Annotated in this window: 16 protein-coding genes; 13 read left to right on the forward strand and 3 right to left on the reverse strand. The window is 64.7% G+C overall.

The window, feature by feature from the left end; all coding sequences use genetic code 11:
- Positions 1-2,206, forward strand: a 2,206-nt coding sequence (hrpB, locus tag FRC96_RS20000) for an ATP-dependent helicase HrpB (RefSeq protein ID WP_146977223.1), incomplete at its 5' end; no start/stop codon positions are given.
- Positions 2,207-2,209: 3 nt separating this feature from the next.
- Here the strand turns inward: hrpB and FRC96_RS20005 are convergent.
- The 3 genes from FRC96_RS20005 to FRC96_RS20015 form a co-directional block, all read right to left on the reverse strand.
- The gene (locus tag FRC96_RS20005) at positions 2,210-2,572 is read right to left on the reverse strand and encodes a hypothetical protein (RefSeq protein WP_146977225.1); all 363 of its coding nucleotides are present in this window, start codon (positions 2,570-2,572) and stop codon (positions 2,210-2,212) included.
- Between the two features lie 458 nt (positions 2,573-3,030).
- A complete protein-coding gene (locus tag FRC96_RS20010; RefSeq protein ID WP_146977226.1) occupies positions 3,031-4,419 on the reverse strand; it encodes a DUF1552 domain-containing protein in 1,389 nt (462 codons plus the stop codon).
- Positions 4,416-6,443 carry a DUF1592 domain-containing protein gene (locus FRC96_RS20015; RefSeq protein ID WP_230470509.1) on the reverse strand — a complete coding sequence of 676 codons (2,028 nt, stop codon included), beginning with the start codon at positions 6,441-6,443 and terminating at the stop codon, positions 4,416-4,418. The genes FRC96_RS20010 and FRC96_RS20015 overlap by 4 nt, the downstream gene beginning before the upstream one ends.
- 174 nt (positions 6,444-6,617) lie before the next feature.
- Between FRC96_RS20015 and FRC96_RS20020 the strand changes: the two genes are divergently transcribed.
- The 12 genes from FRC96_RS20020 to FRC96_RS20075 all read left to right on the forward strand — a co-directional run bounded on the left by FRC96_RS20020 (position 6,618) and on the right by FRC96_RS20075 (position 25,023).
- Positions 6,618-8,429: a GspE/PulE family protein gene (locus tag FRC96_RS20020; RefSeq protein ID WP_146977230.1), complete on the forward strand. Its 1,812-nt coding sequence runs from the start codon at positions 6,618-6,620 to the stop codon at positions 8,427-8,429.
- Complete coding sequence (locus FRC96_RS20025) at positions 8,426-8,950, forward strand: DUF1499 domain-containing protein (RefSeq protein WP_146977231.1); 525 nt, start codon at positions 8,426-8,428, stop codon at positions 8,948-8,950. The genes FRC96_RS20020 and FRC96_RS20025 overlap by 4 nt, the downstream gene beginning before the upstream one ends.
- Positions 8,951-9,159: 209 nt before the next feature.
- Positions 9,160-9,588, forward strand: a complete 429-nt coding sequence (locus FRC96_RS20030) for a hypothetical protein (RefSeq protein ID WP_146977233.1) — start codon at positions 9,160-9,162, stop codon at positions 9,586-9,588.
- A 139-nt stretch (positions 9,589-9,727) separates the two neighbouring features.
- Positions 9,728-11,338, forward strand: a complete 1,611-nt coding sequence (locus FRC96_RS20035; protein WP_146977235.1) for an ABC transporter substrate-binding protein — start codon at positions 9,728-9,730, stop codon at positions 11,336-11,338.
- Positions 11,335-11,949 (forward strand): TlpA family protein disulfide reductase, encoded by a 615-nt coding sequence (locus tag FRC96_RS20040; RefSeq protein WP_146977237.1) that lies wholly within the window; start codon positions 11,335-11,337, stop codon positions 11,947-11,949. The genes FRC96_RS20035 and FRC96_RS20040 overlap by 4 nt, the downstream gene beginning before the upstream one ends.
- A 165-nt stretch (positions 11,950-12,114) precedes the next feature.
- Complete coding sequence (locus FRC96_RS20045; protein ID WP_146977238.1) at positions 12,115-14,055, forward strand: CBS domain-containing protein; 1,941 nt, start codon at positions 12,115-12,117, stop codon at positions 14,053-14,055.
- 289 nt (positions 14,056-14,344) lie between these two features.
- Entirely contained in the window at positions 14,345-17,911 is a 3,567-nt protein-coding gene (gene dnaE, locus FRC96_RS20050) for a DNA polymerase III subunit alpha (RefSeq protein WP_146977240.1), read from the forward strand.
- A 331-nt stretch (positions 17,912-18,242) separates the two neighbouring features.
- Positions 18,243-19,280 carry a recombinase RecA gene (gene recA, locus FRC96_RS20055; RefSeq protein ID WP_146977241.1) on the forward strand — a complete coding sequence of 346 codons (1,038 nt, stop codon included), beginning with the start codon at positions 18,243-18,245 and terminating at the stop codon, positions 19,278-19,280.
- A gap of 443 nt (positions 19,281-19,723) precedes the next feature.
- Positions 19,724-20,908 carry a type IV pilus twitching motility protein PilT gene (locus FRC96_RS20060; protein ID WP_146977243.1) on the forward strand — a complete coding sequence of 395 codons (1,185 nt, stop codon included), beginning with the start codon at positions 19,724-19,726 and terminating at the stop codon, positions 20,906-20,908.
- Positions 20,909-21,020: 112 nt separating this feature from the next.
- A complete protein-coding gene (locus FRC96_RS20065) occupies positions 21,021-22,460 on the forward strand; it encodes a hypothetical protein (RefSeq protein WP_146977245.1) in 1,440 nt (479 codons plus the stop codon).
- 78 nt (positions 22,461-22,538) lie between these two features.
- Positions 22,539-24,182, forward strand: coding sequence for a PilZ domain-containing protein (locus FRC96_RS20070; protein WP_146977247.1), 1,644 nt, complete (start codon positions 22,539-22,541; stop codon positions 24,180-24,182).
- A gap of 181 nt (positions 24,183-24,363) precedes the next feature.
- Complete coding sequence (locus FRC96_RS20075) at positions 24,364-25,023, forward strand: alpha/beta hydrolase (protein WP_146977248.1); 660 nt, start codon at positions 24,364-24,366, stop codon at positions 25,021-25,023.
- Positions 25,024-25,307 lie beyond the last annotated feature (284 nt).

The following is a 25,307-nucleotide window of genomic DNA, read 5'->3' on the forward strand; positions in this document are numbered from 1 at the left end:
CGTGGTGATCCTCGACGAGTTTCACGAGCGCAGCGTGCACAGCGATCTGGCCATCGCCTTTCTGCGGGAAGTTCAGCATGTGCGCGACGATCTGAAGGTCGTGGTGATGTCGGCGACCATCGACACCACGCCCATCGCCGAGTTCTTGAGCGTGCCGGTGGTCAAAAGTCAGGGGCGCACGTTTCCGGTGGCGGTCGACTACCTGGAGCAACCTCCTGACGATCGCGTGGAGTTTGAGGCCGCCCGCGCTGTGCGTCGCCATGTGGGCAGCGCGGCTGATGACGGCGGCGATATCCTCATCTTTTTGCCGGGTCAGGCCGAGATTCACCGCTGCCTCTCGGCCCTGGAGCGCTGGGCGCCCCATGAGGGCATCCGCTGCTTTCCGCTCTATTCGGCGCTGCCAAACCAGGAGCAGGATCGGGCGCTCTCGCCAGGCGGCGCCCGGCGCATCATCTGCTCGACGAATATCGCGGAGACCTCCCTGACCATCGAGGGGGTGACGCTGGTGATCGACTCGGGAAAGGTGCGCACGATGCGCAGCTCGGCGGCCAGCGGGCTCGACGAGCTGGTGCTTGAGCACGTGAGCCTTGCCTCGGCCAACCAGCGCGCCGGCCGGGCGGGGCGAGTGCGACCGGGACGCGCGTTGCGGCTGTGGACACGGGCGTTTGAGCATCGCATGGCGCCTTACGATGACGCGGAGCTGCAGCGGGTCGAGCTTGCCACGGTGGTGCAGGAGATCGTGGCCTGGAGCGGCGCCGACCCGCGCGACTTTGGCTGGTTTGAGCCACCTCCGGAGGTCGCGCTGGGCCAGGCGATCGATCTTCTCCGCCAGCTCGGAGCGCTGGAGGCCGACGACTTTCGCTTAAGCGATCTGGGCCGCCGTCTCCTCGATCTTCCGCTGCACCCGCGTCTGGGACGGATGCTCATTGAGGGGGAGCGGCGCGGGACGTCGGCAATCGCATGCGCGATGGCGGCGATCTTAGCAGAGCGCGACTTCGTCACCTCGGTCGCACCCGATGCGCCGGCTGCCGCGAGCGATGTGCTGCTGCGCGCGGAGCTTTTGGACGACGCCGCCCGTGGCAGCGGAGCGGCCGCGCGGCGGGTTGGCGTGCGTGTGCATCAGGGCGGGGCGCGCCGGGTGGCGGAGGTGCGCGACCAACTTCTGAAGGCCGCCGGCGCTGCTCCCCGCAACGACGCCGGCGATGAGGAGGACGCGCTGCGCACGCTGCTCAGCGCGTACCCCGACCGCATCGCCTTTCGGCGCGAAGAGGGGCAGGGGCGCTTTGTGATGGTCGGCGGCGAAGCCCTGGCGCTGGCGCGCGAGAGCGTGGTGCGAGAGGCCCCGGTGGTGGTCGCAGCCTCGATCGGCGGCCGCACCCGGGCGCGCGATGCCGTCGGTGGGGTGCAGAGCCGCGGGCTGATTCGGATGGCCTCCACCGTGGAGATTGCGTGGCTCGAAGACGCCTTCCCCGAGCGCTTTGTGGAGCGGGTGGTGGTCGACTTCGATCGCGAACGCCAGCGGGTGATGGCCGAGCGCCAGCGCCTCTTCGACGGCATCGCCCTGGAGCGCCAGGTGGCCTCCGTGGCCGAACACGCCGATCCTTCGGAGGTTACGGCCTGCCTGCTGGAGCACGCGCTCGACGATGTGGTGGCGGCCTTCGGGCTCAACACCGACGAGGCCCAGTTTCTGCTGCGCTGGGAGTGCGCGCGCCGCTGGTTCCAGGAGGCCGAGTTTCCGCAGCTGATGTTGGACGCGCGCCGCGGCGACCCCGAGCAGGCCATCTGGCAGCAGGTCTGCTGGGGCAAGCGCACCTTTGCTCAACTTCGGGGCCTGAGCCTCAGCGGCCAGCTCGGTGCGTATCTAAACCGCGAGCAGCGCCGGCTGCTCGACGAGGAGCTTCCGCCCCGGCTGGAAGTCCCCTCCGGCAGCCACATTCGCCTCGACTACAGTCTGGACACCCCGCCGGTGCTGGCAGTGCGTATCCAGGAGGTCTTTGGCTGGAGCGACTCCCCGCGCGTGGCCCGCGGCCAGATCGCCGTGCTCCTGCACCTGCTCGCGCCTAACTACCGGCCCCAGCAGGTCACCGACGATCTGGCCGGCTTCTGGGAGCGCACCTACCCGGAGGTGCGAAAAGAGTTGCGCGCGCGCTACGCCAAACACCCCTGGCCCGAAGATCCCCTGAGCGCGCGCGCCATCCGAAAATGAGCGTCACTCCTCGTCCACAACCTCGATCGGGCCGTGGTTGTCGCAGTGGTCGCCGTGGGGGTGATGCAGGTGCCCGTCGACCAGATAGTCGATATGGTCGCCGTGGGGCACCGGCTCATGCCCGCAGCCCGGCCCGTGCACATGGTCGGGAGGGTGCGCACCGCAGCGGTGGTAGGGCGTGCAGCGGTTGGGGTTGATGTCGGTCACCTCAATGCGGTGCTCCTCCACCATATCGCCCCCCTCCGGGTGATGAAGGTGACCGTCGTGGAGGTAGTCGACGTGCCCCTCATGCTCGATGGCGATATGCCCGCAGCCCGGCCCGTGCTTGTGGCCGTCATCGTGATGGTGCTCATGCAGATGCGTCATGGGTGCCTCCCCGGCAGCTATGGGACGTCAGAATGGGCGAACACCCTTAAATCTAGCCACCTGCGCCTCGGCCCCAACCCTTTGCTAAGGTGACCGTGCTAAGGTGACCGTCGGTCGTTTTGAAGGTGACCGTGGGTCGCCCAAAAATGTCCGGTTTGCGGTGACCGAGGGTCGAGCCAAAGACGACCGTGGGTCGATTGAAAAGTGACCGTGGGCCACCCAAAAGTGTCCGATTTACAGGGGCCGTGGGTCGGGCAAAAGTTGACCGTGGGTCGATTGAAAGCTGACCGTGGGTCACCCAAAAATGTCCGGTTTGCGGTGACCGTGGGTCGCGCCAAAGACGACCGTAGGTCGATTGAAAGGTGACCGTGGGTCACCCAAAAGTGTCCGATTTACAGCGACCGTGGGTCGGGCAAAAGTTGACCGTGGGTCACCCAAAAGACGACCGTGGGTCACCCTCAACCCAGGTTAAGCGGCTCGCTACAGTGGCGCGCATCCCCGAAGACGCGCGTCTCAATCCCCATCGCTCCCAGGCACGCGGTGTAAAGATCGTTGACCGCACGGGAGCGCCCGTCGCTCACGCGGTGATGATACCCGGTGCGCGCGGCAAACGAGCCGCCCGCCACCAGATAAAACATCTCATCGTGGTTATGCGTGGAAGGGTTGGAGATCTCCGTGCCCGCCAGCAGCAGGGAGTTCCCAAGAATCGTCTCCCCGTTGGCCTCGCGAAACTCCGGGGCGTCCAGGCGCTCCAAAAGCTCGGCGAGCATCGTCATCTGGAAGAGGGTGTAGGTGGAGAAGTCGTTGTCGGGCCGGGCGTTGTAACGGTGTCCCAGCTCGTGGTGGGCGGCCTGGGTGCCGGCCAGAAAGAAGTCTTCGCCGCCGGCGCCCAGCGTAAAGCTCACAAAGCGCGTCAGGTCGCAGCGCAGCGCCGTGGCCAGGAGGTCGGCCTGCAGCCGAAAGACCTCGGCGTACTCTGAGTAGCGCGTCTCGGCGTAGGAGGCGGGCTGGTCGGGCTGCAGGCATTGGGCGCGCATCTGGTGGTCGTGACGCTGCGCGCGTCGCTCCAGCTGGCGGAGCTGATCGAGGTGGTCGGAGATCTGCGCGCGGCTCAAGGGATCGAGCCCGTAGCGATCGCTGATGACGCGGTGGTACTCCGGCAGCACCGTATCGAGGATGCTCTGCCGGCGCGCCCGTTCCCGGTCGTCGGGGGCGGCGTTGGGATCGTGACCGAAGAGCCGATGAAAGGTGTCCAGCGGGTTTAAGAGCGGCGGGTTGGGTTGATTGACGCCTCGCCAGGATTTGACGTGGTAGGTGCGCGTTTTGGGCGCGCCGCGCATCACGCCGAGCTCCAGCGAAGGCAGGGTGGTCTGGGGGCGAAGGTGCTGCAGCGCGACCTGCTCGAGCGAGGGGCCGCCGGCGGAGTTCGCATAGCGTTTGCCGTACTGATCGACCACATCGTGATCCTGAAAAGGATTGGACGCCCCCACCGCAAACGCGCCACTGCCGCGGCTATGATCGTCGCCAGAGCCCTCCTTACCCGCCGGGTCGCTCAGGCCCGAGATAAGCGCCAGGCGGTGGCGCACCCGCTCCAGTGGCGCGAGCACCCCCGTGAGCTCGCTCAGCGGCCCGGGGCTCTCGGGGAGCCAGAGCTCGGGAGGGCATCCGTTGGCAAAAAAGAAGGTGATCAGCCGTCGCGGCACTTCCGCCGACGCCTCACTCGCCCGCAGCAGCCGATGGCCCAGGACAGCATCCCCGCCGAGCGCCGCAACAAAGGGAAGCCCGATGGCCAGGGTACCCGCGCCCCGCAAAAACGCCCGCCGTGTCATCTTCCGGTCGTGGCTCATCGCGCACCTCCGTCGTAGCGGTGTTGGCGAACATGGCGAAACGCATCGCTCGATACGATCGCCACGATGATGTCGGTGTAGGAGCGCCCCTGGCTGCGCGCCTCATCAATGATGGCGTTGAGGGTGCACTGGTCGAACTCGCCAGCAGGTCGGCCCAGGGCGTACTGATACATCTGCTCGACCATGCAGCGCTCCGCGTCCTCGCTGTTTGCCAGAAGTTCACCCAGCTGGCGGGCGCCCTCAAAATGCAGCGTGTCGCGCTCATAGGGGCTGCGTGTGATGGCGCCGCGCACATCGAGCGGGTGCCCGGTGTCATCGACGGTGCGGTAGCGCCCGGTGGCGTCGAAAGCCTCCAGGCCAAAGCCAATGGGGTCGGCGGCGCGGTGGCAGAAGTTGCAGGAGGGATCATCGCTGTGGCGCTGCAACCTCTCGCGGGTGCTCATCCCCTCGGTATTCGGCGCGGCCTGCATCACCGCGTTCGACGCCGGTGAGGGCACCGACTGGCAGAGGAAACGCTCGCGCACGAAGATGCCGCGTTTGACTGGCGAGGTTGTGTCGTTGCTGGTGCTCGCTGTGAGCAGCGCCCCCTGAGTGAGCAGGCCGCCGCGCGGGCTTTCGTCGCCAAAGTAGGTGGGCGCGGTGGGGTCTGCGGGGGCCTCCAGCCCGTAATAGGCGGCCAGGCGCGGGGTCAGGAAGCTGAAGCGCGCGTCGAAGATCGAGAGCCAGTCGGCCTGATCATCAAAAGCGATGGCCTGCGAGAAGTTCTCGATCTCCAGGCGCATATCGTCGATGAGCGCATCGGAGAAGTCCAGGAAACGCTCCGCGCTGCGCTCCACGGTGGCCAGCGTGTCGAGGTGCAGCCACTCGGCCAGGTAGCTCTTAAAGGCGCGGCGAGCACGTGGGTCAGCGAGCATTGTCCTGGCCCACCGGGCGACGCCTTCAGCGTCATCGAGCTCGCCGACGGCCGCGGCGTCGAGCAGCTCACGATCCGGGGCGGAGTGCCAGATGAAGTACGCGAGGCGGCTGGCCATCTCAAAGCCCGTCAGCGCGCGAACCTCATAGGTGGGCTTGGCGCCGGTGTTGACCCGGGAGGTGAGCGGGCCGAGCACCTCCACGTGGATCACCCGAGGTGCAACCGGAGCGCCGGTAAAACGGGCTTCGGGTTCGGCGCTCAGTCGCAATGAGACATCTTCGGCGCGCTGCTGCTCAAGCTGCAGGCTCAGGCGCGCGGTGCGAAAGGGCGCCACGCGCTCACGACGGCGCTCATCGCCAACACTCAGGCTCGCGACGATGGGGTAGGGCGCCTCATTGGCCAGCTGAACGCTCACCCGGTAGGTGCCGGGCCTCAAGTTCAGCGGGGCGGTGAGGCCCTCGTCGGCCAGTGCTCCTTGAAGCGCCCCGGCATCTTTGAGCGCGGCGGTGCCAAGCGCGCCCCCGCTGCGGTCGCTCTCCAATCGGTAGAGAAAGTGCGGGGCCTGCAACATCGCCTCGATCACCAGCCGGGCGCCGACCTGCGGCGACGGTTTCTGCGCGAAGAGTGCGGCAAAGCGCCGCGTCTCATCGTCGCTCAGGGGACGGCGAAAGAGCTCCAGGCCGGCCTCCTCGACGAAGGTGCGGGCGCAGCGCTCGGCGGTCTCTTCGCAGACGCTGAGCTGGCGCAACCACCGGTGGTCGCTCGAGAGCGCGGCGGTGGCCTCGCCAGCCAGGTGGGCGTACACCTCTATGTGCCGGCCCGAGACGGTCAGCCCCCAGGCGGTGTTCTTAAAACCGTCGACATACGACTCCCGCGGCAGGCTCTCGCGCCAGGCGCTCAAATCCACACCCAGAATATCGTGGATGCTCCAGATGTACTCCTGATGGGTCAGGCGCCGGGCGTAGCCCGGCCCCGGATCCAGGTCATGGGCCTCGCAGATGGCGCTCGGCTCCTGCTCGGCCGGGCGCTCTTCAAGCGGCGCGGGGCAGGCGCTCAGCAGCATCAGCAGGCTCGCCAGGGGCAGGGCGGCGATGGGGCGTACAGAGGTCATCAAGGTGGGATCTTCGGTAGAAAGGGCCCGGAGGCCCGCAAAACAAGCGAACATCGTCGTGGCCGGGAGGATTTTTGCTCCCGGGCACGCTTCATCTTAGGATGGCAGCCGGGCCGCTTCCAGCGCCCGCGTCACCGGCGCTTCAAAAGGGCCAGAACACCAGGCAGACACCCTATGGTCGGACCCACCTCCGTTGTCGATTATTCAGTGCGTCACCTCTCCCAGGCGCTCATGGCCCAGGGGCTGCTCAACCAGGAGCAGGCCCGCCGCGCGGTGGAGCAGGAGGCGGTGGTGCGCCACGGGCTGCTCAAGGCCAAAGCCGACCAGGCCGGGCGCCGACGCGCAAGCTACAAGGTCACCCCGGCCGAGGTGATCGCCCAGCTGGAGTTTCGCCAACCCTCCGGCGATCTCCTTGACGAAGACGCCATCATGGCCGCGCTGGCCAGGGACGCCGGGCTTCCCTTTGAGAAGCCCGACCCGCTGGAGCTCGACATGGAGCTCATCGCCCGCACGATGAGCCAGCCCTTTGCGCGCCGTCACAGCTGCGTGGCGCTGCGTCGCGAGGAGGGCCGCACCATCATCGCGGTTGACAACCCTTACGACCGGCAGCTTCTCCACGAGCTGCACACACTGATCCCCGGTGAGCTCAGCATCGTGGTCAGCCCCAAGAGCGACATCCTGCGCATCGTGACCGAGGTCTACGGGCTGCGATCTTCGATCTCGGCCGCCCAGGAAGAGCTCTCCATCGGCATCGACATCGGCAACCTCGAGCAGCTCATTCGCCTCAAAGATGTGGGCGATATTGAGGCCACCGACCGCCCGATCGTCAACGCGGTGGAGTACCTGCTGCATTATGCCTTCGATCAGCGCGCCAGCGATATTCACCTGGAGCCCAAACGCGATCGCACGGTGGTGCGCCTGCGCATCGACGGGGTCTTGCACGGGGTCTATGAGTTTCCGCGCGCCATTCACGCCGCGCTGATCAGCCGCGTGAAGATGCTCGCGCGCATGGACATCGCCGAGAAACGCCGCCCCCAGGACGGCCGCATCAAGACCGAGCGCGCCGGACGCGAGGTAGAGCTGCGCGTCTCCACCCTGCCGGTCGCCTTTGGCGAAAAAGCCGTCATCCGCGTCTTCGATCCGCAGGCGTTGATTCAGAACCTCGATCATATCGGTTTCTACAAAGATGATCTGACGCGTTGGCGAAACTTCATCAACCGCCCCCACGGCCTGATCCTCGTGACCGGCCCCACCGGCAGCGGTAAGACCACCACGCTCTACTCCACGCTGCGCGAGCTGGCCGGGCCCGACGTCAACATCACCACCGTCGAAGACCCCATCGAGATGGTCTACGAGGAGTTCAACCAGGTGCTGGTGCAGCGACGCATCGACGTGGACTTTAGCACCGCGCTGCGCACCATCCTGCGCCAGGATCCCGACATTATTATGGTCGGCGAGATCCGCGATGGGGAGACGGCGTCGATGGCCACCCAGGCCGCGCTCACCGGCCACCTGGTCTTCTCGACCCTGCACACCAACGACACCCCCTCGGCCATCAACCGGCTCATCGATATGGAGGTCGAGCCCTTTTTGATGGCGTCGACCATGGTCGGGGTGATGGCCCAGCGTCTTCTGCGCACGATCTGCCCACGCTGTAAGGTCCAGGGCACGCTGAGCGCCGAGCAGGTGGAGCTCTTGCAGATCAAGCTCCCGCCCCGAAGCTCCCAGAGCCTGCCGATGTGGTATGGTGAGGGGTGTGTCAAATGCCGGGGCACCGGCTACTTCGGAAGGACAGCGATCTTCGAGCTCTTACCGGTCGATGAGACGGTACGTCAGCTCATCGCCAAACGCGCCAGCGCCCCGGAGATTCGCAAAGCCGCACGCGCCAACGGCATGATGTCGCTGCGCGAATGCGCCATCAAAAAACTCGCTCAAGGCCTCACGACCTTTGAAGAAGTGATGACGGTCGTCTCGGATGTGACATGAAACGAAAACTTTTTATCGCCGCCGGCTCTCTCGCCGGGGTTCTGGTGCTCCTGATGCTCGTCAGCGCGTGCATGTGGCCGATGATCAACGTGGTGGAGACCGGCAAGACCCCGGAGTACCCCGAGGTGCAGCCGGGCTATTACTCGACCGAGCCCGAGCGCATTTTGCGCGAGTCGGCCGCCAGCGTCGAAGCCCTGGAGCGCTGGACACTCGTCGAGCAAGACGAGGCTCGCCGCCAACTCGCCGCCGAGCGCCGCACGCGTCTGGGCTTTGTCGATGACATCACGATCCGCGTCGAGCCGGTCACCGAGTTTGTCAGCCAGGTCAACGTGCGCAGCGCCTCCCGGGTGGGGAAGGGCGACTTCGGCCAGAACGCCCGCAACATCGAGGAGTTCTTCACCGAGCTCGATTCGCGCCTGGGTTCGGTGAAGTTCGATCCGAGCGCCGACGCCGAGGCGGACGATGCAGCAGAAGGCGGTGAAGAGGGCGAAGATGGGGGGGCGCCGCAGGATGGCGAGTAGCAGAGCCCGCAGCCCTGAGCCAGGCGCTGTAAGGATCTGCCGATCCTGGTCAAAACCTACTCCGCATCGTCGCCGGCGCGCCGCGCTCGCCACACTGTGCAAGCCGTAACGTTGCCCTCCGGCGGCTGTGGCACAACATTTGAATAAGGTTGTGGGTGGGAGCGCCTGCGGGCGATGAAGGCTGGACGCGGTGAGACGAGGGCAGTGGCATGGGCAGACGACGAGCATCGGGAGCGGGGCGTCGCACTCTTCTAAGAACAGCTTCGTTTTTGGCGGTGATGGGCCTGGCCTCACCGGCCTGGGCGTCGGGAGGGCTGGGAGCGACAAGCGCCCTGGTGGTGCGCTACACCCTGATCGCCCTGGGCCTGGCGGTGCTCTTCGGGCTCGGCGCCAAAGTGGCCCTGGAGAGCGCCCGCCTTGTCGGCTGGATTCATCCCGACCGCGCGATGCGCCTTCGCCGCGGGCTGCGCGTGAGCTTTGGCGCGAATTTTTTGCTGGCGGCCATCACGCCTTACCTCGCCTTGAATTTCGCGCTGGGCTCGGTGTTGACCTTCCTCTTTCTGGCGGCGTTGGTGGTCGCCGCCTGGGCCTTCGGGGCCAGCCGCCAGCCGGAGGTGGAGCACGCCGGCGGAGTTTGACCCTCAGCATCGCCCTGCGTATCTTCGAGGCTCGCGCACCCCGCGCGGCGCGCCCCTTTGATCACACCGCCGGCTCGCTCCAAGCGTGAGCTCCGGCGCACCCGGCGCCCGCCACCGTCCACGTTGCGAGTCTCCCTTCATGCGCATCTCCCCGTTTCGCTTTGTGCGTCGGGCGCTACTGGCGCTCGTGCTGCTGGCCTTCTGCCTCAGCGTAAGCGCCTGCCCCTCCTGCTCGCAGCAGGTCGATGAGGGCGACGCCTTTGTGGTGATCCTCGATGCCTCACCCAAAGGCCTCGACCCGCGCTTTGCCACCAGCGACTCCAGCGCCAAAATCGTGGGCCTGCTGCACGCCGGGCTCGTCTCCCTGGACACCGCCAACGGTGACCGTGAGCTGCGACTTGCCCGCACCATCGAGCAGACCTCGCCAGTGCGCTATGAGGTGGAGCTGCGCGACGACATCTTCTTTCACGACGGCACCCCGGTGACCTCGGCCGACGTCGAGTACACCTACATGGAGCTCGACAGCGAGCTTGTGCGCTCCCCCTTTGCCGGCCTCACTCGCCGCATTGAGACCTTTGAAGTGCTCGATGCGCGGCGCTTTGTCATCACGCTTAAAGAGCCGCACGCCCCCTTCATGAGCGATATGGCGCTGGGGATTGTGCCGCGCCACCAGTGCGCAGGCTTTGAGGAGTGCCCGGGCGCGCCGCTCGGCGCCGGCCCCTTTGCCTTTGTGTCGCAGCAGGGCGATATGCGCGTGGAGCTGCGCGCTTTCGATGACTATTTTGAGGGGCGCCCGGCCATCGACCGCCTCGTCTTTAAGGTCGTACGCGACGATAACGCTCGCCTGCTCGCGCTGCTCGGCAACACCGCCGACCTTGTGCAGAACGCCGTCGCGCCGCTGATGCTCCCGGTGGTCGAAGACTCCGATCGCCTCCAGACGATGAGCACGCCCTCGTTCAAATACACCTACCTGGCCTTCAACCTGGAGCACGAGATCTTAAAGGATCAGCGTGTGCGGGAGGCGATCGCGCATGCCATTGATCGTGAGGCGATCATTAAACACAAGTTTCGCGGTGCTGCGCGCCTCTCTACCGGCATGCTCGCTCCGGAGCACTGGGCCTACGAGGAGGATGTGAAGCGCTTTGAGTTCGACCCGGATCGCGCCCGCCAGATCCTCGATGAGGCGGGCTACGCGCCCGGCGCAGACGGGGTGCGCTTTGAGCTGGATTTTAAGATCTCCGCCAGCAAGTTTCGCCGCTCCATGGCCGAGCTCATCGCCCAGCAGCTTGGCGAGGTGGGGATTGCCGTGCGGGTGCGCTCCTACGAGTGGGGCACCTTTTTTCATGACGTGCGCAGCCGCAACTTCGCCATGACCACCCTGCAGTGGCCCTCGGTGCTGGAGCCCAGCCTCTACCGCTGGATCTTTCACTCCGACAACATCCCCTCGCCAGATAACCGCGCCGCCGGCGCCAACCGCGGCGCCTACCGCAACGCGCGCATCGACGCGCTGCTGGAGGCCGGCGACAAAGAGACCGACCCCGATAAGCGCCGCGCCATCTACAGCGAGGTGCAGCAGATCCTGGCCCGCGAGCTTCCCTACGTCTCGTTGTGGCATGAAGATAATATCGCGGTGCTGCGGCAGGGCACCGAAGGCTATTACACCACGCCCAACGCGCGTTTTGACGCGCTCAAGCAGGTGATCCCCGCGCACAAGGCCAACATCCAGCCGACTCCCGAGGTTCAGCCATGAGCGAGCCCAGCCCCGGCACGCCCCCGGGCCGCCCGGAAGACGCCGCGAGCGTCGACGCGATCCCCGCCGGCGCGCCTCCCCTCGACAAGAAAAACATGGCCCTCTCCACGCTGATCGGCCTGGTGGTCGTGACGCTCCTTGTGGTCAACGCCTGGAACCTCTGGGGGCCCTCCGCCGGGCTGCGCCCGGGGCAGCCCGCCCCGGAGCTCTCCCTGCCGATGTTGGGCGCGGACGAGGTGGTGGATCTTCGGGACTACCGCGGCCAGGTGGTGCTCATCGACTTCTGGGCCACCTGGTGCCCGCCCTGCCGCGAGCAGATGCCCACGCTTCAGCGCCTGGCCGACGACCCGGAGTTTGAGGCGGCGGTGCTCTCGGTGAACACCGACGATCCCACCGACGATCGCGAGGCGCTGGTGGCGACCTACCTCGACTACAACGGCCTGACGCTCCCCACGCTCCTCGATGAGGGCCCGGCCCGGGCGCGCTTTAAGGTGCGCGCGGTGCCCACCCTTGTGGTCGTGGACGGGGAGGGGCGAGTGGTGACGTCGAGCTCGGGTCTGCACTCGGAGGCCGATCTTCGGAAGTTGGCTGCCGAGGCCGCCGCGCGCTGAGCGTTGGCGCGCTGCGTCATTTTTTTCACATTTCGGGGGTAAAATGCGCGATCTTCCCCATATTTCGCGCCTTTGCAGGCGATATCGCCTTTATCCGGGGGAAGGTGTGGGCTAGTGTGGTTGTTACCAGATCACAAACGCAGACCCCCCGTGGAGTTCGTCGCAATGGGTGAACACGACGTCAAAGGCATGGTCGGTGGAGATCAACTCCGCCACTTTATGCGCCGCTTGCTGGGCGATGTTCGAGCGCTGGAGAAGATGCTCGATGAGGGCATGATCGAGAGCGGCATCCGCCGCATCGGCGCCGAGCAGGAGCTCTTTTTGCTCGACAGCTCGTATCGCCCTGCACCGCTGGCGATGCGCGCGCTGGAGCGAATCAACGATAAGCGCTTCACCACCGAGCTCGCGCAGTTCAACCTGGAGTTTAACCTCGAGCCCCGTGTCTTCGGTGACGACTGCCTGGGCAAGATGGAAGACGACATCGTGGAGCTCGTCGACAAGGTCCGTCACGTGCTCGCCGAAGACAAAGGCCACGTGGCGTTGGCGGGCATCCTGCCCACCCTGCAGAAGAGCGACCTGGGGCTGGACTCGATGACGCCCAACCCCCGCTACCGCATCCTCAATGATGCGCTCAGCCGCCTGCGCGGCGGCGATTATGAGTTCTACATCAAGGGTCAGGACGAGTTCATCGTCAAACACGACTCGGTGATGCTCGAGGCCTGCAACACCTCCTTTCAGGTGCACTTTCAGGTGGGGCCCGAGGAGTTCGCCAAGCTCTACAATGTGGCCCAGGTGGTGGCCGCGCCGGTCACGGCGCTGGCGGCCAACAGCCCGCTGCTCTTCGGAAAGCGCCTCTGGCATGAGACGCGCATCGCGCTATTGGAGCAGTCCATCGACACCCGGCCTACCCGCCACCATATGCGTGACTTAAACCCGCGGGTGACCTTTGGCACCAAATGGATCGACGACTCGGTCCTGGAGATCTTCCGCGAAGACATCGCCCGCTTCCGCCTGCTCTTCGCCACCGAGCTCGATGAAGATCCCTTTGAGGCGCTGGCCGCCGGCCGCGTGCCCGGATTGAAGGCGCTGTGTTTGCATAATGGCACGGTCTACCGCTGGAACCGCCCCTGCTACGGCATCAGCGAGGGGCGCCCGCACCTGCGCATTGAGAACCGCGTATTGCCGGCCGGCCCCACCCCGGCCGACGAGGTGGCCAACGCGGCCTTCTGGTTCGGGATGATGGCCGGCGTCGTCGACGCCTACGGCGATATGCGCGAGAAGATGAACTTCGATGACGCGCGTCACAACTTCTTTGCGGCTGCGCGCCACGGGCTCGACGCTCCGATGACCTGGCTCGACGGCAAGTCGGGCACGGTGCGCGAGATCATCGAGTCGACGCTCCTGCCGCTCTCCCGCGAGGCGCTCACTCGCCATGGCATCCGCCAGCAGGACATCGATCGCTACATGGGCATCATCGAGGATCGCGTCTCAACCCGCCGCACCGGCGCGAGCTGGCTCTTGCAGTCCTACTCCGAGCTGGGAAGCAGCCTGACCGCGGGTGAGAAGCTCAGCGCGCTGACCGCCGCCACCGTGCGTCGCCAGGAGGCCAACGAACCGGTGCACACCTGGCCGCTGGCCTCGGTGCAAGAACGTACCACCTGGCGCGATAACTACCTGAAAGTCTCCCAGTACATGACCACCGATCTGATCACGGTGAACGATGGCGAGCTCATCGATCTGGTGGCCAGCGTGATGGACTGGCAGCACCTGCGCCATGTGCCCGTCGAGGATAACGAGCATCGCCTGGTGGGCCTTGTGACGCGTCGCACGATGATGCGACTTCTGGGCAGCGGCGCGCTGCGCGATGAGGAGCCGGTGCCGGTGAGCCAGATCATGGAGCGCAACGTTATCACGGTCACCCCCGACACCCTCACCCTGGATGCGATTCGCATCATGGGTGAGAAGCGCATCTCGTGTTTGCCGGTGGTCGACGGGGAGAAGCTCGTGGGGATCATCACCGAGCGCGACTTCATGGACATCGCCCGCGATCTTCTGGCCGATAAGCTCCGCGGTGAGGAGCCGGCGGAGGCGCAGGCCGCCGAGTAGCGGGCCCGGAGCCCGAAAGGTCTGTCGGAGCGCGATGTGGGCGCTCATTGAGGCGGTCGAGCGGAGCTCGATCGCCTCGTCTCGTTTTGGTGCGCTCTGCGATCGCAGACCGGCCTTGTCGTGCCGATCCCGGCGAGTTTCGATGACGACACGATCGTTACTCGCGGCGCCCCGGTCGGAGTCCCACCCGGTCCTTTACGCCTCTGGAGGCCGGGGAGTATCATCCGCGCCGATGCCGAGAGGCGCCGCACTCCGATGAGCTTTCCGTGATTTTTGCCAGGTTTTGCCGATGTCTGACTTCGTTCACCTGCACGTCCACACCCAGTACAGCCTCCTCGACGGAGCGATCCGCATCCCGAAGTTGATGAGCCGCGTCGCCGAGCAGGGGATGAGCGCGGTGGCGATGACTGACCACGGCAACATGTACGGGGCGGTGGACTTTCAGAAGGCCGCGAAGAAGGCCGGCGTCAAATCGATCATCGGCGTTGAGATGTACATGACATCTCACCCTTACGAAGAGTCCAAAGAGCCCAAGAGCTACCATCTGACGCTCCTGGCGCAGAACCTCACCGGCTACAAAAATCTGATGTACCTCAACTCGATGGGCTGGCTAAACGGCCAGCACGCGCGCACCGGCCTGCCGCGCATCGACTTTGAGCTTCTGGCCGAGCGCAATGAGGGCATCATCTGCCTCTCCGGTGACCTGGGCGGGGAGGTCAACCAGCACATCCTCCGCGGCGATCTGGAAGCCGCCCGCGAGGTCGCCGCGCGCTACCGCGAGGTCTTCGGCAAAGACCGCTATTACCTGGAGGTCATGGACAACGCGCTGCCGGAGCAGCGCAAGTGCACCCAGGCAATGGTGGAGATCGGGCGCGAGCTCGACATTGAGCTCGTCGCCACCAACGACTGCCACTACCTCGATCGCGAAGATGCCCGCGCCCACGCCGTGCTCATGTGCATTCAGCTGGGCAAGACCGTGGATATCGACCGCATCATGGAGCACGGCGTCGACCAGCTCTACGTGCGCAGCGCCGAGGAGATGTACGAGGCCTTTGCCGACATCCCCCGGGCCTGCGAAAACACGGTGCGCATCGCCGAGATGTGCGATCTGGAGATCCCGCTCGGCGAGGTGTTCTTGCCGCAGTACGACGTGCCGCAGTCCTTTCGGGATGAGCACGAGGGGGCGGACTCCAAGACGATCATCCACGAGTATTTTCGCCACGTGGCCCGCGCCGGCCTGGAGGAGCGTTTTGCGGAGTTCGACGCGCTGGGCGTGAGCTACGACCGCCCGGAGTATGAGGAGCGCCTGGAGGTGGAGATCGGCATCATCTGCCAGATGGACTTCCCCGGATACTTTCTGATCGTGTGGGACTTCATCGCCTGGTCGCATGAGCACGATATCCCGGTCGGCCCGGGGCGAGGCTCCGGTGCCGGCAGTCTCGTGGCCTACGCGATGCGCATCACCGACATCGATCCGATGCCCTACGATCTTCTCTTTGAGCGCTTCCTCAACCCGGAGCGCGTCTCGATGCCGGACTTCGACATCGACTTCTGCATGAACCGCCGCGGGGAGGTCATCGACTATGTGACCGAGAAGTACGGCTACCATAACGTGGGTCAGATCGTGACCTACGGTCAGCTCAAAGCCCGCGCGGCGATCAAGGATGTGGGGCGCGCGCTCAACTTCAGCTACGGGGAGACCGACCGCCTGGCCAAACTTGTGCCGGATGTGCTGGGCATCTCGCTGCAGGAGTCCCTCGACCAGGAAAAACGCCTGCGCGACCTCTGCGAAGAAGACGAGCGGGTCGACACCCTCTTCGACATCGCCCTCTCACTGGAGAATCTCAACCGCCAGGCGGGCATGCACGCCGCCGGCATCGTGATCTCGGAGACTCCGCTCTGGGACTTCGTGCCGATCTGCCGCGGCGCCAACGGCGAACTTGTCACCCAGTACGCCAAAAACGAGGTCGAAGAAGCCGGCCTGGTCAAGTTTGACTTCCTGGGCCTGAAGACCCTGACGGTGTTGCAGGACGCCATCAAGCTCATCAACCAGCAGCGTGAGGCGCGAGGCGAAGAGCGTTTTGATCTCAACGCCATTCCGCTCGATGATCCGGAGGTCTTTAAGCTGATCTCCGCCGGCAACACCACCGGCGTCTTCCAGCTGGAGTCCTCGGGCTTTCAGGAGCTTCTGAAAAAGCTCAAGCCCAACTGCTTTGAAGACATCATCGCTGCAGTGGCGCTCTACCGCCCGGGCCCGCTGGGCAGCGGCATGGTCGATGACTTCATCGACCGCAAGCACGGCAGAAAACAGGTCGAGTACCCGCACCCCTGGCTTGAAGACGTGCTCAAGCCCACCTACGGGGTCATGGTCTACCAGGAGCAGGTCATGAAGACCGCCCAGGTCATGGCGGGCTACTCGCTGGGGGGCGCCGACCTGCTGCGCCGAGCCATGGGCAAGAAGAAGCCCGAGGTCATGGCCCAGCAAAAAGAGATCTTTGTGGAGGGCGCGCTCGGAAAAGAGGTCGACGAGCAGAAGGCCTCCGACATCTTCGACCTGATGGCCTATTTTGCGGGCTACGGCTTCAATAAGTCGCACTCGGCGGCTTACGGTCTGATCACCTACCAGACCGCGTACCTGAAGACGCACTTCCAGGTGGAGTTTATGGCGGCGCTGATGACCAGCGACCGCGACAACACCGACAAGATCGTGCGTTTTATCAACGAGGCCAAGGGCTTAGGTATCGAGGTGATGCCCCCCGACGTCAACGAGTCGTTGCTCGACTTTAGCGTTGTCGACCAGAAGATCCGCTTCGGGCTTGCGGCCATCAAAGGCGTGGGGGCCGGCGTGATCGAGGTGATCCTGGAGGAGCGGGCTAAGGGCGGCGCCTTTGAGAACCTCTATGACTTCTGCAGCCGCGTTGATCTCAAGAAGATCAACAAACGCACCATTGAGGCGCTGGTCAAAAGCGGGGCGTTCGACTCCATCGGGCCGGCGATCACCGAGCAGTACATTGGCGAGATCTGCGCGACCCGCGCCTCGATCTTTGCGGCGATCGATACCGCGGTGGAGCGTGGCCAGAAGGCCCAGCACGACAAGGCCGTGGGCCAGTCCAGCCTCTTCGGCATGATGGCCCAGGAGGTGCGCGACGAGGTGCTCGACGACAGCTATCCGGAGTGCCCCGCCTGGAACGACCGCGAGCTTCTGGAGAATGAGAAGACGCTGCTGGGCTTCTACGTCACCGGCCACCCGCTCGACCGCTTTGAGAGCGAGCTGGGGCTCTACGGGGCGTCGAGCACCCATGAGCTGATGACGAACAGCTCGCTGAGAAACCGCGCCAACGTGGCGGTGGCCGGTGTGGTCAGCGCGATGCGCGAGGTGCCGCTCAAGAGCGGCGACGGGCGCATGGGCTTTATCACCATCGAAGATAAGACCGGTGAGATTGAGGCGATCGCCTTTAGCTCGGTCTACGCCGAGGCTGAAGAGGTCATCAAAAGTGGCGAGCCGCTCCTGATCAAAGGTCAGATCCAGGAGGAGGGCGATCCGGAAAACCGCACTCGCCGCATCCGCCTGGAGTCGGCCTCGACGCTGGAGTCGGAGCGCGAGTCGAAGGTGCGCCAGGTGATCGTGGAGATCGGCGTGGAGCAGGTGACCAACGGCCAGCTCAAAGAGCTTCAGAAGGTGCTCGCTGCCAACTCCGGTCACTGCCGCACCACGCTCGTTTTCAAAAAACAGACCGCCCAGGGCGTTGGCGAGGCTCAGGTGGTGCTGCCGGTGGACTTTGCGACCCGACCCACCGACGGGTTGTTGATGTCGATCGAGCGGTTGTTTGGTCGGAAGTCGGTGCGATTGAGCTGAGAGGCATGGCCGCCGCGCGCGCAGGAATCCCGCGTGGTTTAAGCTCGAAGTCGGGATTGGAGAGCGCGCCTGAATAAGGCGCGCTCATTTTTTTTGAAATTTTCGGAAAGATCTCTGTGCAGCGAACGATAATAAACGTGCGGCCGGGAAGGAGTTTGGTTGTATTTATGATCGTATCGCGAGCCGTTAAGACTATTGACGGGGACCGTCGGGGTGACTATACACGTGTTTAGTGCTCGGGTGTGCAGGGGAGCCCGACCTCGTCAGCAGACCGATTCAGACTTCGCTCGCCAGCCATGGAGGTTGGGGGGCCACTCTTGGAGATAGCGATATGTCGAACGATAAGAGCAACAAAGATAAGGCGTTGGACCTGACGGTTAAGGCGATCGAGAAGCAGTTCGGCAAGGGCTCGATCATGCGTCTGGGCACCGACGATACGCTGGTGCGCGTGGAGAACCCGATCTCCACCGGCTCGATCTCGCTGGATATCGCGCTGGGCGTGGGGGGCTACCCGCGCGGCCGCGTCGTGGAGATCTACGGGCCGGAGTCTTCCGGTAAGACCACGCTGACGCTGCACGCCCTTGCGGCCGCGCAGCGCGCCGGTGGTGTGGCGGCGTTTATCGACGCGGAGCACGCCCTCGACGTCAAATACGCCCAGGCCCTGGGCGTGAACATCGAAGAGCTGCTGGTCAGCCAGCCCGACACCGGTGAGCAGGCCCTGGAGATCGTGGACATGCTGGTGCGCTCCAACGCCATCGACCTTCTGGTCGTCGACTCGGTGGCCGCGCTCACCCCGCGCGCTGAGATTGAGGGCGAGATGGGGGATTCGCACATGGGCCTCCAGGCGCGCCTGATGAGCCAGGCGCTGCGTAAGCTCACCGGCACGATCGCCAAGTCGCGCACGTGCGTGATCTTCATCAACCAGATCCGCATGAAGATCGGCGTGATGTTCGGCAACCCGGAGACCACCACCGGTGGTAACGCGCTCAAATTCTACTCCTCGGTGCGCATGGACATCCGCCGCATCGGCGCCATCAAGGACGGCACCGATCTGACCGGTAACCGCACCCGGGTTAAAGTGGTCAAGAACAAGGTCGCGCCGCCCTTCAAAGAGGCCGAGTTCGACATCATGTACGGCCAGGGCATCAGCCGTCAGGGCGATCTGGTGGACCTGGGCTCGGAGATCGGCGTGATCGACAAGGCCGGCTCCTGGTACAGCTACGGCGATGATCGTCTGGGGCAGGGGCGTGAGAACGCCAAGCAGTTCCTGCTCGATAACCCGGAGATCGAGGCCGAGATCGAGGCCAAGATCCGCGAGCATTACGGCATGGCGCCGCCGAAGGTCGCCGAAGAGGCCGCCGAGGCCTGAACGGCATCTGCGAGTGTGCGCAAGAAGACCGGCGCGTAGAGCGTCGGTCAAAAGCGGCCTTTCCGATAAGGGGAGGTCGCTTTTTTTGTGGCTCCCAGGGGCGGCTGACTTGCCAGATGGCGGGTTGAGTTTACCCGGCCGGCATGCCACAATCGCGCCAGTTTCCCCGTACTTCACTACGCCGTGAGGAGAAGTTGATGTCGCTGGATGCGAGATCGAGAGCGACGCGGACAAGGCGCAAAACGCGGGCGATGCTTTTGCATCGTCGAGGCTTTGCAGCGCAGGTCGCGGTGCTCTCGATGCAGCAGACGCGGCGTCAACACGAACACAGGGCGTAATTAAGCGTCGGCCGCGTCATGCGGTCAGAGCCAGCGCGCCGGGCGTCAGTGAGCTTCTTCGGGGGGAGTTTTCACGCCGTCGGGCGCAGCACCAGGACCAGGGCGATGAGCAGCAATCAAGACCTCAATAAGATCTTGCAGATCGCCGTCAAAGGCGGGGCCAGCGACATCCATATCAAGGCGGGGCTTCCGCCGATCTTTCGGATCGACGGGGCGTTGTTACCGCTGCGCGAAGCGCGGCGCTTGAGCCCCGAAGAGATCGGGAAGATGGCCTCCGATATCATGGCGCGTTTTCAGCGCGAGCAGTTCCAGGAGACCCTCGACATCGACCTCTCCTACGGGGTGCCCGGGGTGGGACGTTTTCGCGTCAACGTCTTTCAGCAGCGCGGCTCGATCGGGATGGTCTTCCGGGTCATCCCCTTTAAGGTCGCCTCGATCGAGGAGCTCTTGCTTCCCGACGCGGTGCGCACCCTGGCTGAGGAGCGCCGCGGGCTGATTCTGGTGACCGGGGCCACGGGCAGCGGTAAGTCCACGACGCTGGCCTCGATGGTCGACTACATCAACCAGACGCGCACCTCGCACATCATCACGATTGAAGACCCCATTGAGTTTTTGATCCGCGATAAGCGCAGCATCATCAACCAGCGCGAGATCGGCAACGACACCAACACCTTTGCCCGCGCGCTCAAGGCGGCGCTTCGTCAGGATCCGGACGTGATCATGATGGGGGAGATGCGCGATCTGGAGACGATCGAGATCGCGATGACCGCCGCCGAGACCGGCCACCTGGTGATGTCGACCTTGCACACGGTGGATGCGGCCGAGGCGGTCACCCGTATCGTGACGGCCTTTCCGCCGCATATGCGCGATCAGGCGCGCTACCAGTTTGCGAACCTCTACCGCGGGGTGGTCTCTCAGCGCCTGGTGCCGCGGGCCGATGGCAAGGGGCGGGTGCCGGCGGTGGAAGTGATGCTCTCTACCGCGCGCCTGCGCGAGATGATTCTGGAAGAAGCCACCGCGCGCTCGCTCACCGAGCAGATCGCCAAGGGCTTTGATAACTACGGGATGCAGAGCTTTGACCAGTCGCTGATGTGGCTTTTGCAGAACGGCTACATCACCTACGAAGAGGCGTTGATTCAGTCGAGCAACCCCGATGACTTCGCGCTGCGCGTCAGCGGCATCGGTTCGACCAGCGGTGATGGGCAGTGGCAGGGCTTTGAGGGCCGCGAGAAGGCCAGCCCGGTGGAGGATGACTTCGATCTCGATGAGTTTGAGATCGATCGATTTTAAGAGCTGCGCCCCTCGCCGAGAGTCTGGCGGTGGGGCGCGATGGTGTTGAATCCAACATGGCGGCTCGTCGATGGCGAGCGCGCGTGATGAACCACGGCGACGGGGTCGAGACGTGAAGATTGTGAAGCGCAAGAAGACATCCTGGCAGACGCTCGCGGCGATTCTGGCATGGGCGGCAGTCATGTTGCTGGCCAGCGTGGCCACCGCCCAGGGGCGAGGCGACGATGACGAGACCACCCGCGTGACCCTCACCGAGATCCCGGGAGGTGGCACCGCTCGCCTGATCATGGAGCTTCGCGACATCAGCGGGCTTGATGTGCGCGACGCCGACTGGTTCGCCAACCAGGTGCGGGGCCGCGCGTTTCGCATCGACGGGATCGCCGAGCGCTCGTCGGACATGATGTGGGTGATGCGCGGCGGCAGCATCGCTGTGGTGATTCACCTGGTGGAGTACGACGCCCAGGAGTACCGGGTGCAGTTCATCACCGCCGAGAGCGGCACCCCGGAGCATCAGTTCCCCATCGATCGCAGCGAGGAGGGGCTTAACCGCACCGGCGCGCGCATGATCCGCGCAGAGCTGGAGCGTTTCCTGGGCATCGGAGGCGCGCCGGTGGCACAGCAGGCCCCGCAGCCTCAGGAGTCGCAGCCTCAGGAAGCCCAGGCGGAGACGCCTCAGGCCGAGCCTGACTCCGGCCAGCAGTCGCAGCCGCAGGCGGAGACGCCCCAGGCCCGCGCCGAGGTCGCCCCGGTTGAAGAAGATCTCGATTCGGCCGACCCCGAGGCGATGCGCCGGCGCGCCGCGGCCGAAGAGCAGGCCCTGCTCGAAGCGCTCTCGCGCAACTGGCTGTGGGTCCGTGGCTACGGCCGGATGTTCCGCAAAGATTTCATGGTCGCCGGTGAGAGCGCCATCTTCAGCTACAAGTCGGCCAGCTTCCCGGGCTTTGAGCTCGATGTGGAAGCCTTCCCCTTCGGGCGCACCAACCCCGAGATGGTCGCCGCTGGCTTCTACGTCAACTACAGCCACGGCTTCGATGGACTGAATATCGTCACCGAGGATGAGACCGGGGTGAGCGAGCAGACCGTCAGCCTGCAGTCGATGGTCCTTGAAGGCGGCGCGATCTATCGTCTGGACTCCCCGCTGGATAACTCCAACCGCCAGCTTCGCTTTAAGCTGGGCGCCCGTTACGACAGCTTCAGCGCCACCGAAAACCCCATCCTGCCCTCGACCAGCGTCATCTCGCTGGTGGTGGGCACCCGCCTGGTGCTGCCGGTGATCGTGGAAGAGTTCGCCGTCACCGCCGGGGTGGATGTGGCGCCGGTCTCCGTCTTCCGAAACGGGGCGGAGGTTTTCGGAACAGACTCCTTTAGCTACGGGTTTGGCACAGAGCTTGGGTTTGTGTACGAGTTTATGGACAACCTGTTTATGTCGGGGTCCTATGGATTTCGCATCACGCGCAGCGACTTCACCGGTCAGGGCGAGAGCGAGTTTGCGGAGTCGGATGCGTTCGACATGAATCAGGGCCTGAAGGTAGGCGTCGTCTACCAGTATTGAGGTCGCACCCCCGGTTGTGCGCGCCGTTGCCATGATGGGCGAGGCGCCCGACCCTTCTTGCAGGTACGAGGCAGTTCGGTGAGCGATAGCAACTTCTCCGCGATTCGTGCGCGGCTAAAATTTCCGTCGATTGAAGCCTTCAAAGAGGGCTATGGCCGCTACATCTCTGCGGGAGGGATGTTCGTGCCGATGTCGCCCCAGAAGCTTAAGCCGGTGGGCACGACGGTGCGCTTCCAGTTTTTGCTGGCCGACGGCACCTCGGCGCTGTTGGGCGAGGGCGTGGTGCGGCAGATCCGCGGGATGGATGGCGGGGAGTCCGGACCGGTGGGCATGCTGGTGAAGTTCACCAAGCTCAGCCCGGAGTCGAAGGCGCTGGTCGACGAGGTCGTGCGCTTTAAGACGGAGGGCTCCGGGGCGCATGCGGTCGAGGAGGCCGAGCCGTCCGAGCCAGCTGAAGAGCCTGCCTCCCAGGATGAGCAGCACACCGCCGAGGCGGAGATCCCCGACGACCTTTTTGGTGCCCCGGATGAGGCGCCGGAGAGCGCGGCGGCCTCCGGCGATGAGATCTTCGGGGGCGCCTCGGAGCCGGAGATTCCGATGCCCGGTGGGCTCAATGATCCCTCGGAGGCGGTGGCCGCGGCGCTTGCGCTGGGCTCAGAGCCGCAGCTGGTCGAGCCTCCCGAGCAGCCGGAGGTGCCGCTCACGCCGCCCGAGACGGCCTCGGAGGAGGCGGAGCTGGACTCGCTCGACGATCTTTTCGGCGTGCCCGACGATGAGAGCGAGGAGGAGCTCGTGGCGCCGGCCGAGGCTGAGGCTGAGCCGGAAGCGATCCCCGAGACGACGCCGGCTCCTCCGGTCGATGAGGATCGGGCGCTCAAGCGCACCGAAGGTGGCCTCAAGGTCATGGCCTTCGAAGGCGATGAGCTGGCCGAAGAGGCCGCGCGCGAGTTCGAGATGTTTGCCGCCGCCGGCGACGATGATGAGATCGACGAGATGTTCGATAACATCTTCGGCGGAGGAGGCGACGACGACTTCTTCGGCGGTGGTGGAGAGGGCGGCGGAGACGTCTTCGGAGGCGGCGCTGAGTCGGTCGAAGCGGAGGCTCCTCAGCCGCCGGCTGCGCCCGCACCTGCACCCCCGGCCTTCGCGCTCGATGATGAGGCCGATGAGGCTGATGACGCCCTGATGGCCGATGACGACGACGAGGTCTTTGAGCTCGACAGCCCCGTGGACGAATCGGACTCCGAGGAGCTTCTGCTCGATGAGGTCTCCGACTCCGGGACCTTTGAGCTCGATGAGGCCTCGGACTCCGAAGAACTTCTGCTTGATGAGGTCTCGGACTCCGAAGAGCTGGAACTCGGTGAGGAGCCCTCGGACGTCGGTCCCAACGAGGAGATCCTCTCGTTGCTCTCGATGGACGAAGAGTCCGAAGCGGAGAGTGAGCTCAACCTGAGCCTGGGCGCCGGACTCGCTGAGAGCTCGGCGACGAGCAGCGACGACGGTGAGCCGGATAGCTTTGAGGCGCTCCTGGCCAGCGCCAAGCGCGAGATCGAGAGCAAAAAGGAGCCCGAGGAGGAGAAGAAGGGCGATATCCTCGATGAGCTTCTGGGCGATGATGATCTTCCGCCCGCCCCCGGTGCCGCGCCGACCTTTGCGGTTCCGCAGCCTGGCGAGAAGAAGAAAAAAGGCGGGTTTATGTCCAAGCTCTTTGGCAAGGACTGAACGCGCGCTCGCCACATGCACCCTGCATTTAACCAAGGGCCGCTCCTGTTAAGGGCGGCCCTTGGCGATCCAGGATCACGCAGGTGCGTGTTGGACTCGCACACGGCCCCGGTGCGGTCCGAGGCCAGCGAACGCCGCAGCGTCGATTCTGGCGCGTCTGACGCCTCGATACGGAGTTGATGTGAACGATCCTGCGTTTCATCTGGCCTATCTGCACGGTTTTGCCTCGAGCGCACGCTCGGTGATGGGGAGCTATCTGGCGCGGGAGCTGGAGGCGGTGGGCTACGGGCTGCACCGGCCGGACTTGAACGTGCCCTCGTTTTACGAGCTGACCTTCAGCGAGGCGTTGCGGGTGATGGACAGGCTCGATGCGGATGTGGCGCGCACCGGCAGGCCCTGGCGGCTGATAGGCTCGAGCATGGGAGGGTATCTGGCGGCGCGCTGGGCGCAGCTGAACCCGGGGAGGGTGGACCGGCTCTTGCTGCTGGCGCCGGGCTTTGATTTGCCGGCGCGCTGGCCGTACCTGGTGGGCAAAAAACGCATGGAGCGCTGGGAGGAGCAGGGGGAGTTGAAGCTGCCCGGGCCCGATGAGCGGATGCAACCTGTGAGCTGGAACTTCATTGAAGACGCGCGCACCCACGAGCCCTGGCCGAAGGTGGCGTGCCCCACGGTGATCGTGCACGGGACGCGGGATCCGACGGTGCCGGTGGCCTCGTCAAGGCGTTACGTGGAGGTGTATCCGGAGGTGCGTCTGGTGGAGGTCAATGACCGTCATCAGCTTCAGGAATCTCGCGATACGATATGGACGGAGTTGTTGCAACTCTTTGAAATTAAAGGGTAAATGGATCAAAGGTGATCGTTAGACGATCGATCAATGAAGAATTTTCAGTGAAGCAGCTTGACACCGATCGATCCCCCTCTTAGGCTCGGTTCCAGATCGAGTTAAGGCCTTGAGATCATTGATCCATCCGGCGTTATCAGGGGCATTAGAACGCCGAAAAAGCGATCTAGATCAAGCACTTAGACAGGCTTTGCGATCTCTGCCGGACGCCGGCGCGAGATCGCCACAGAGCTGGGTATGCGTTCGCTCCGGGACAGCATACCTCGGCCGGAACCATGGATGCG

It is taken from the genome of Lujinxingia vulgaris, from assembly GCF_007997005.1.
In the GTDB taxonomy this organism is placed as follows: domain Bacteria; phylum Myxococcota_A; class Bradymonadia; order Bradymonadales; family Bradymonadaceae; genus Lujinxingia.

Bases quoted from the DNA above. Each gene is read 5' to 3' on its own strand.
- FRC96_RS20005 (WP_146977225.1), bottom strand. From the start codon at position 2,572: ATGACGCATCTGCATGAGCACCATCACGATGACGGCCACAAGCACGGG.
- FRC96_RS20010 (WP_146977226.1), bottom strand. From the start codon at position 4,419: ATGAGCCACGACCGGAAGATGACACGGCGGGCGTTTTTGCGGGGCGCG.
- FRC96_RS20015 (WP_230470509.1), bottom strand. From the start codon at position 6,443: ATGACCTCTGTACGCCCCATCGCCGCCCTGCCCCTGGCGAGCCTGCTG.
- FRC96_RS20020 (WP_146977230.1), top strand. From the start codon at position 6,618: ATGGTCGGACCCACCTCCGTTGTCGATTATTCAGTGCGTCACCTCTCC.
- FRC96_RS20025 (WP_146977231.1), top strand. From the start codon at position 8,426: ATGAAACGAAAACTTTTTATCGCCGCCGGCTCTCTCGCCGGGGTTCTG.
- FRC96_RS20030 (WP_146977233.1), top strand. From the start codon at position 9,160: ATGGGCAGACGACGAGCATCGGGAGCGGGGCGTCGCACTCTTCTAAGA.
- FRC96_RS20035 (WP_146977235.1), top strand. From the start codon at position 9,728: ATGCGCATCTCCCCGTTTCGCTTTGTGCGTCGGGCGCTACTGGCGCTC.
- FRC96_RS20040 (WP_146977237.1), top strand. From the start codon at position 11,335: ATGAGCGAGCCCAGCCCCGGCACGCCCCCGGGCCGCCCGGAAGACGCC.
- FRC96_RS20045 (WP_146977238.1), top strand. From the start codon at position 12,115: ATGGGTGAACACGACGTCAAAGGCATGGTCGGTGGAGATCAACTCCGC.
- dnaE (WP_146977240.1), top strand. From the start codon at position 14,345: ATGTCTGACTTCGTTCACCTGCACGTCCACACCCAGTACAGCCTCCTC.
- recA (WP_146977241.1), top strand. From the start codon at position 18,243: ATGTCGAACGATAAGAGCAACAAAGATAAGGCGTTGGACCTGACGGTT.
- FRC96_RS20060 (WP_146977243.1), top strand. From the start codon at position 19,724: ATGAGCAGCAATCAAGACCTCAATAAGATCTTGCAGATCGCCGTCAAA.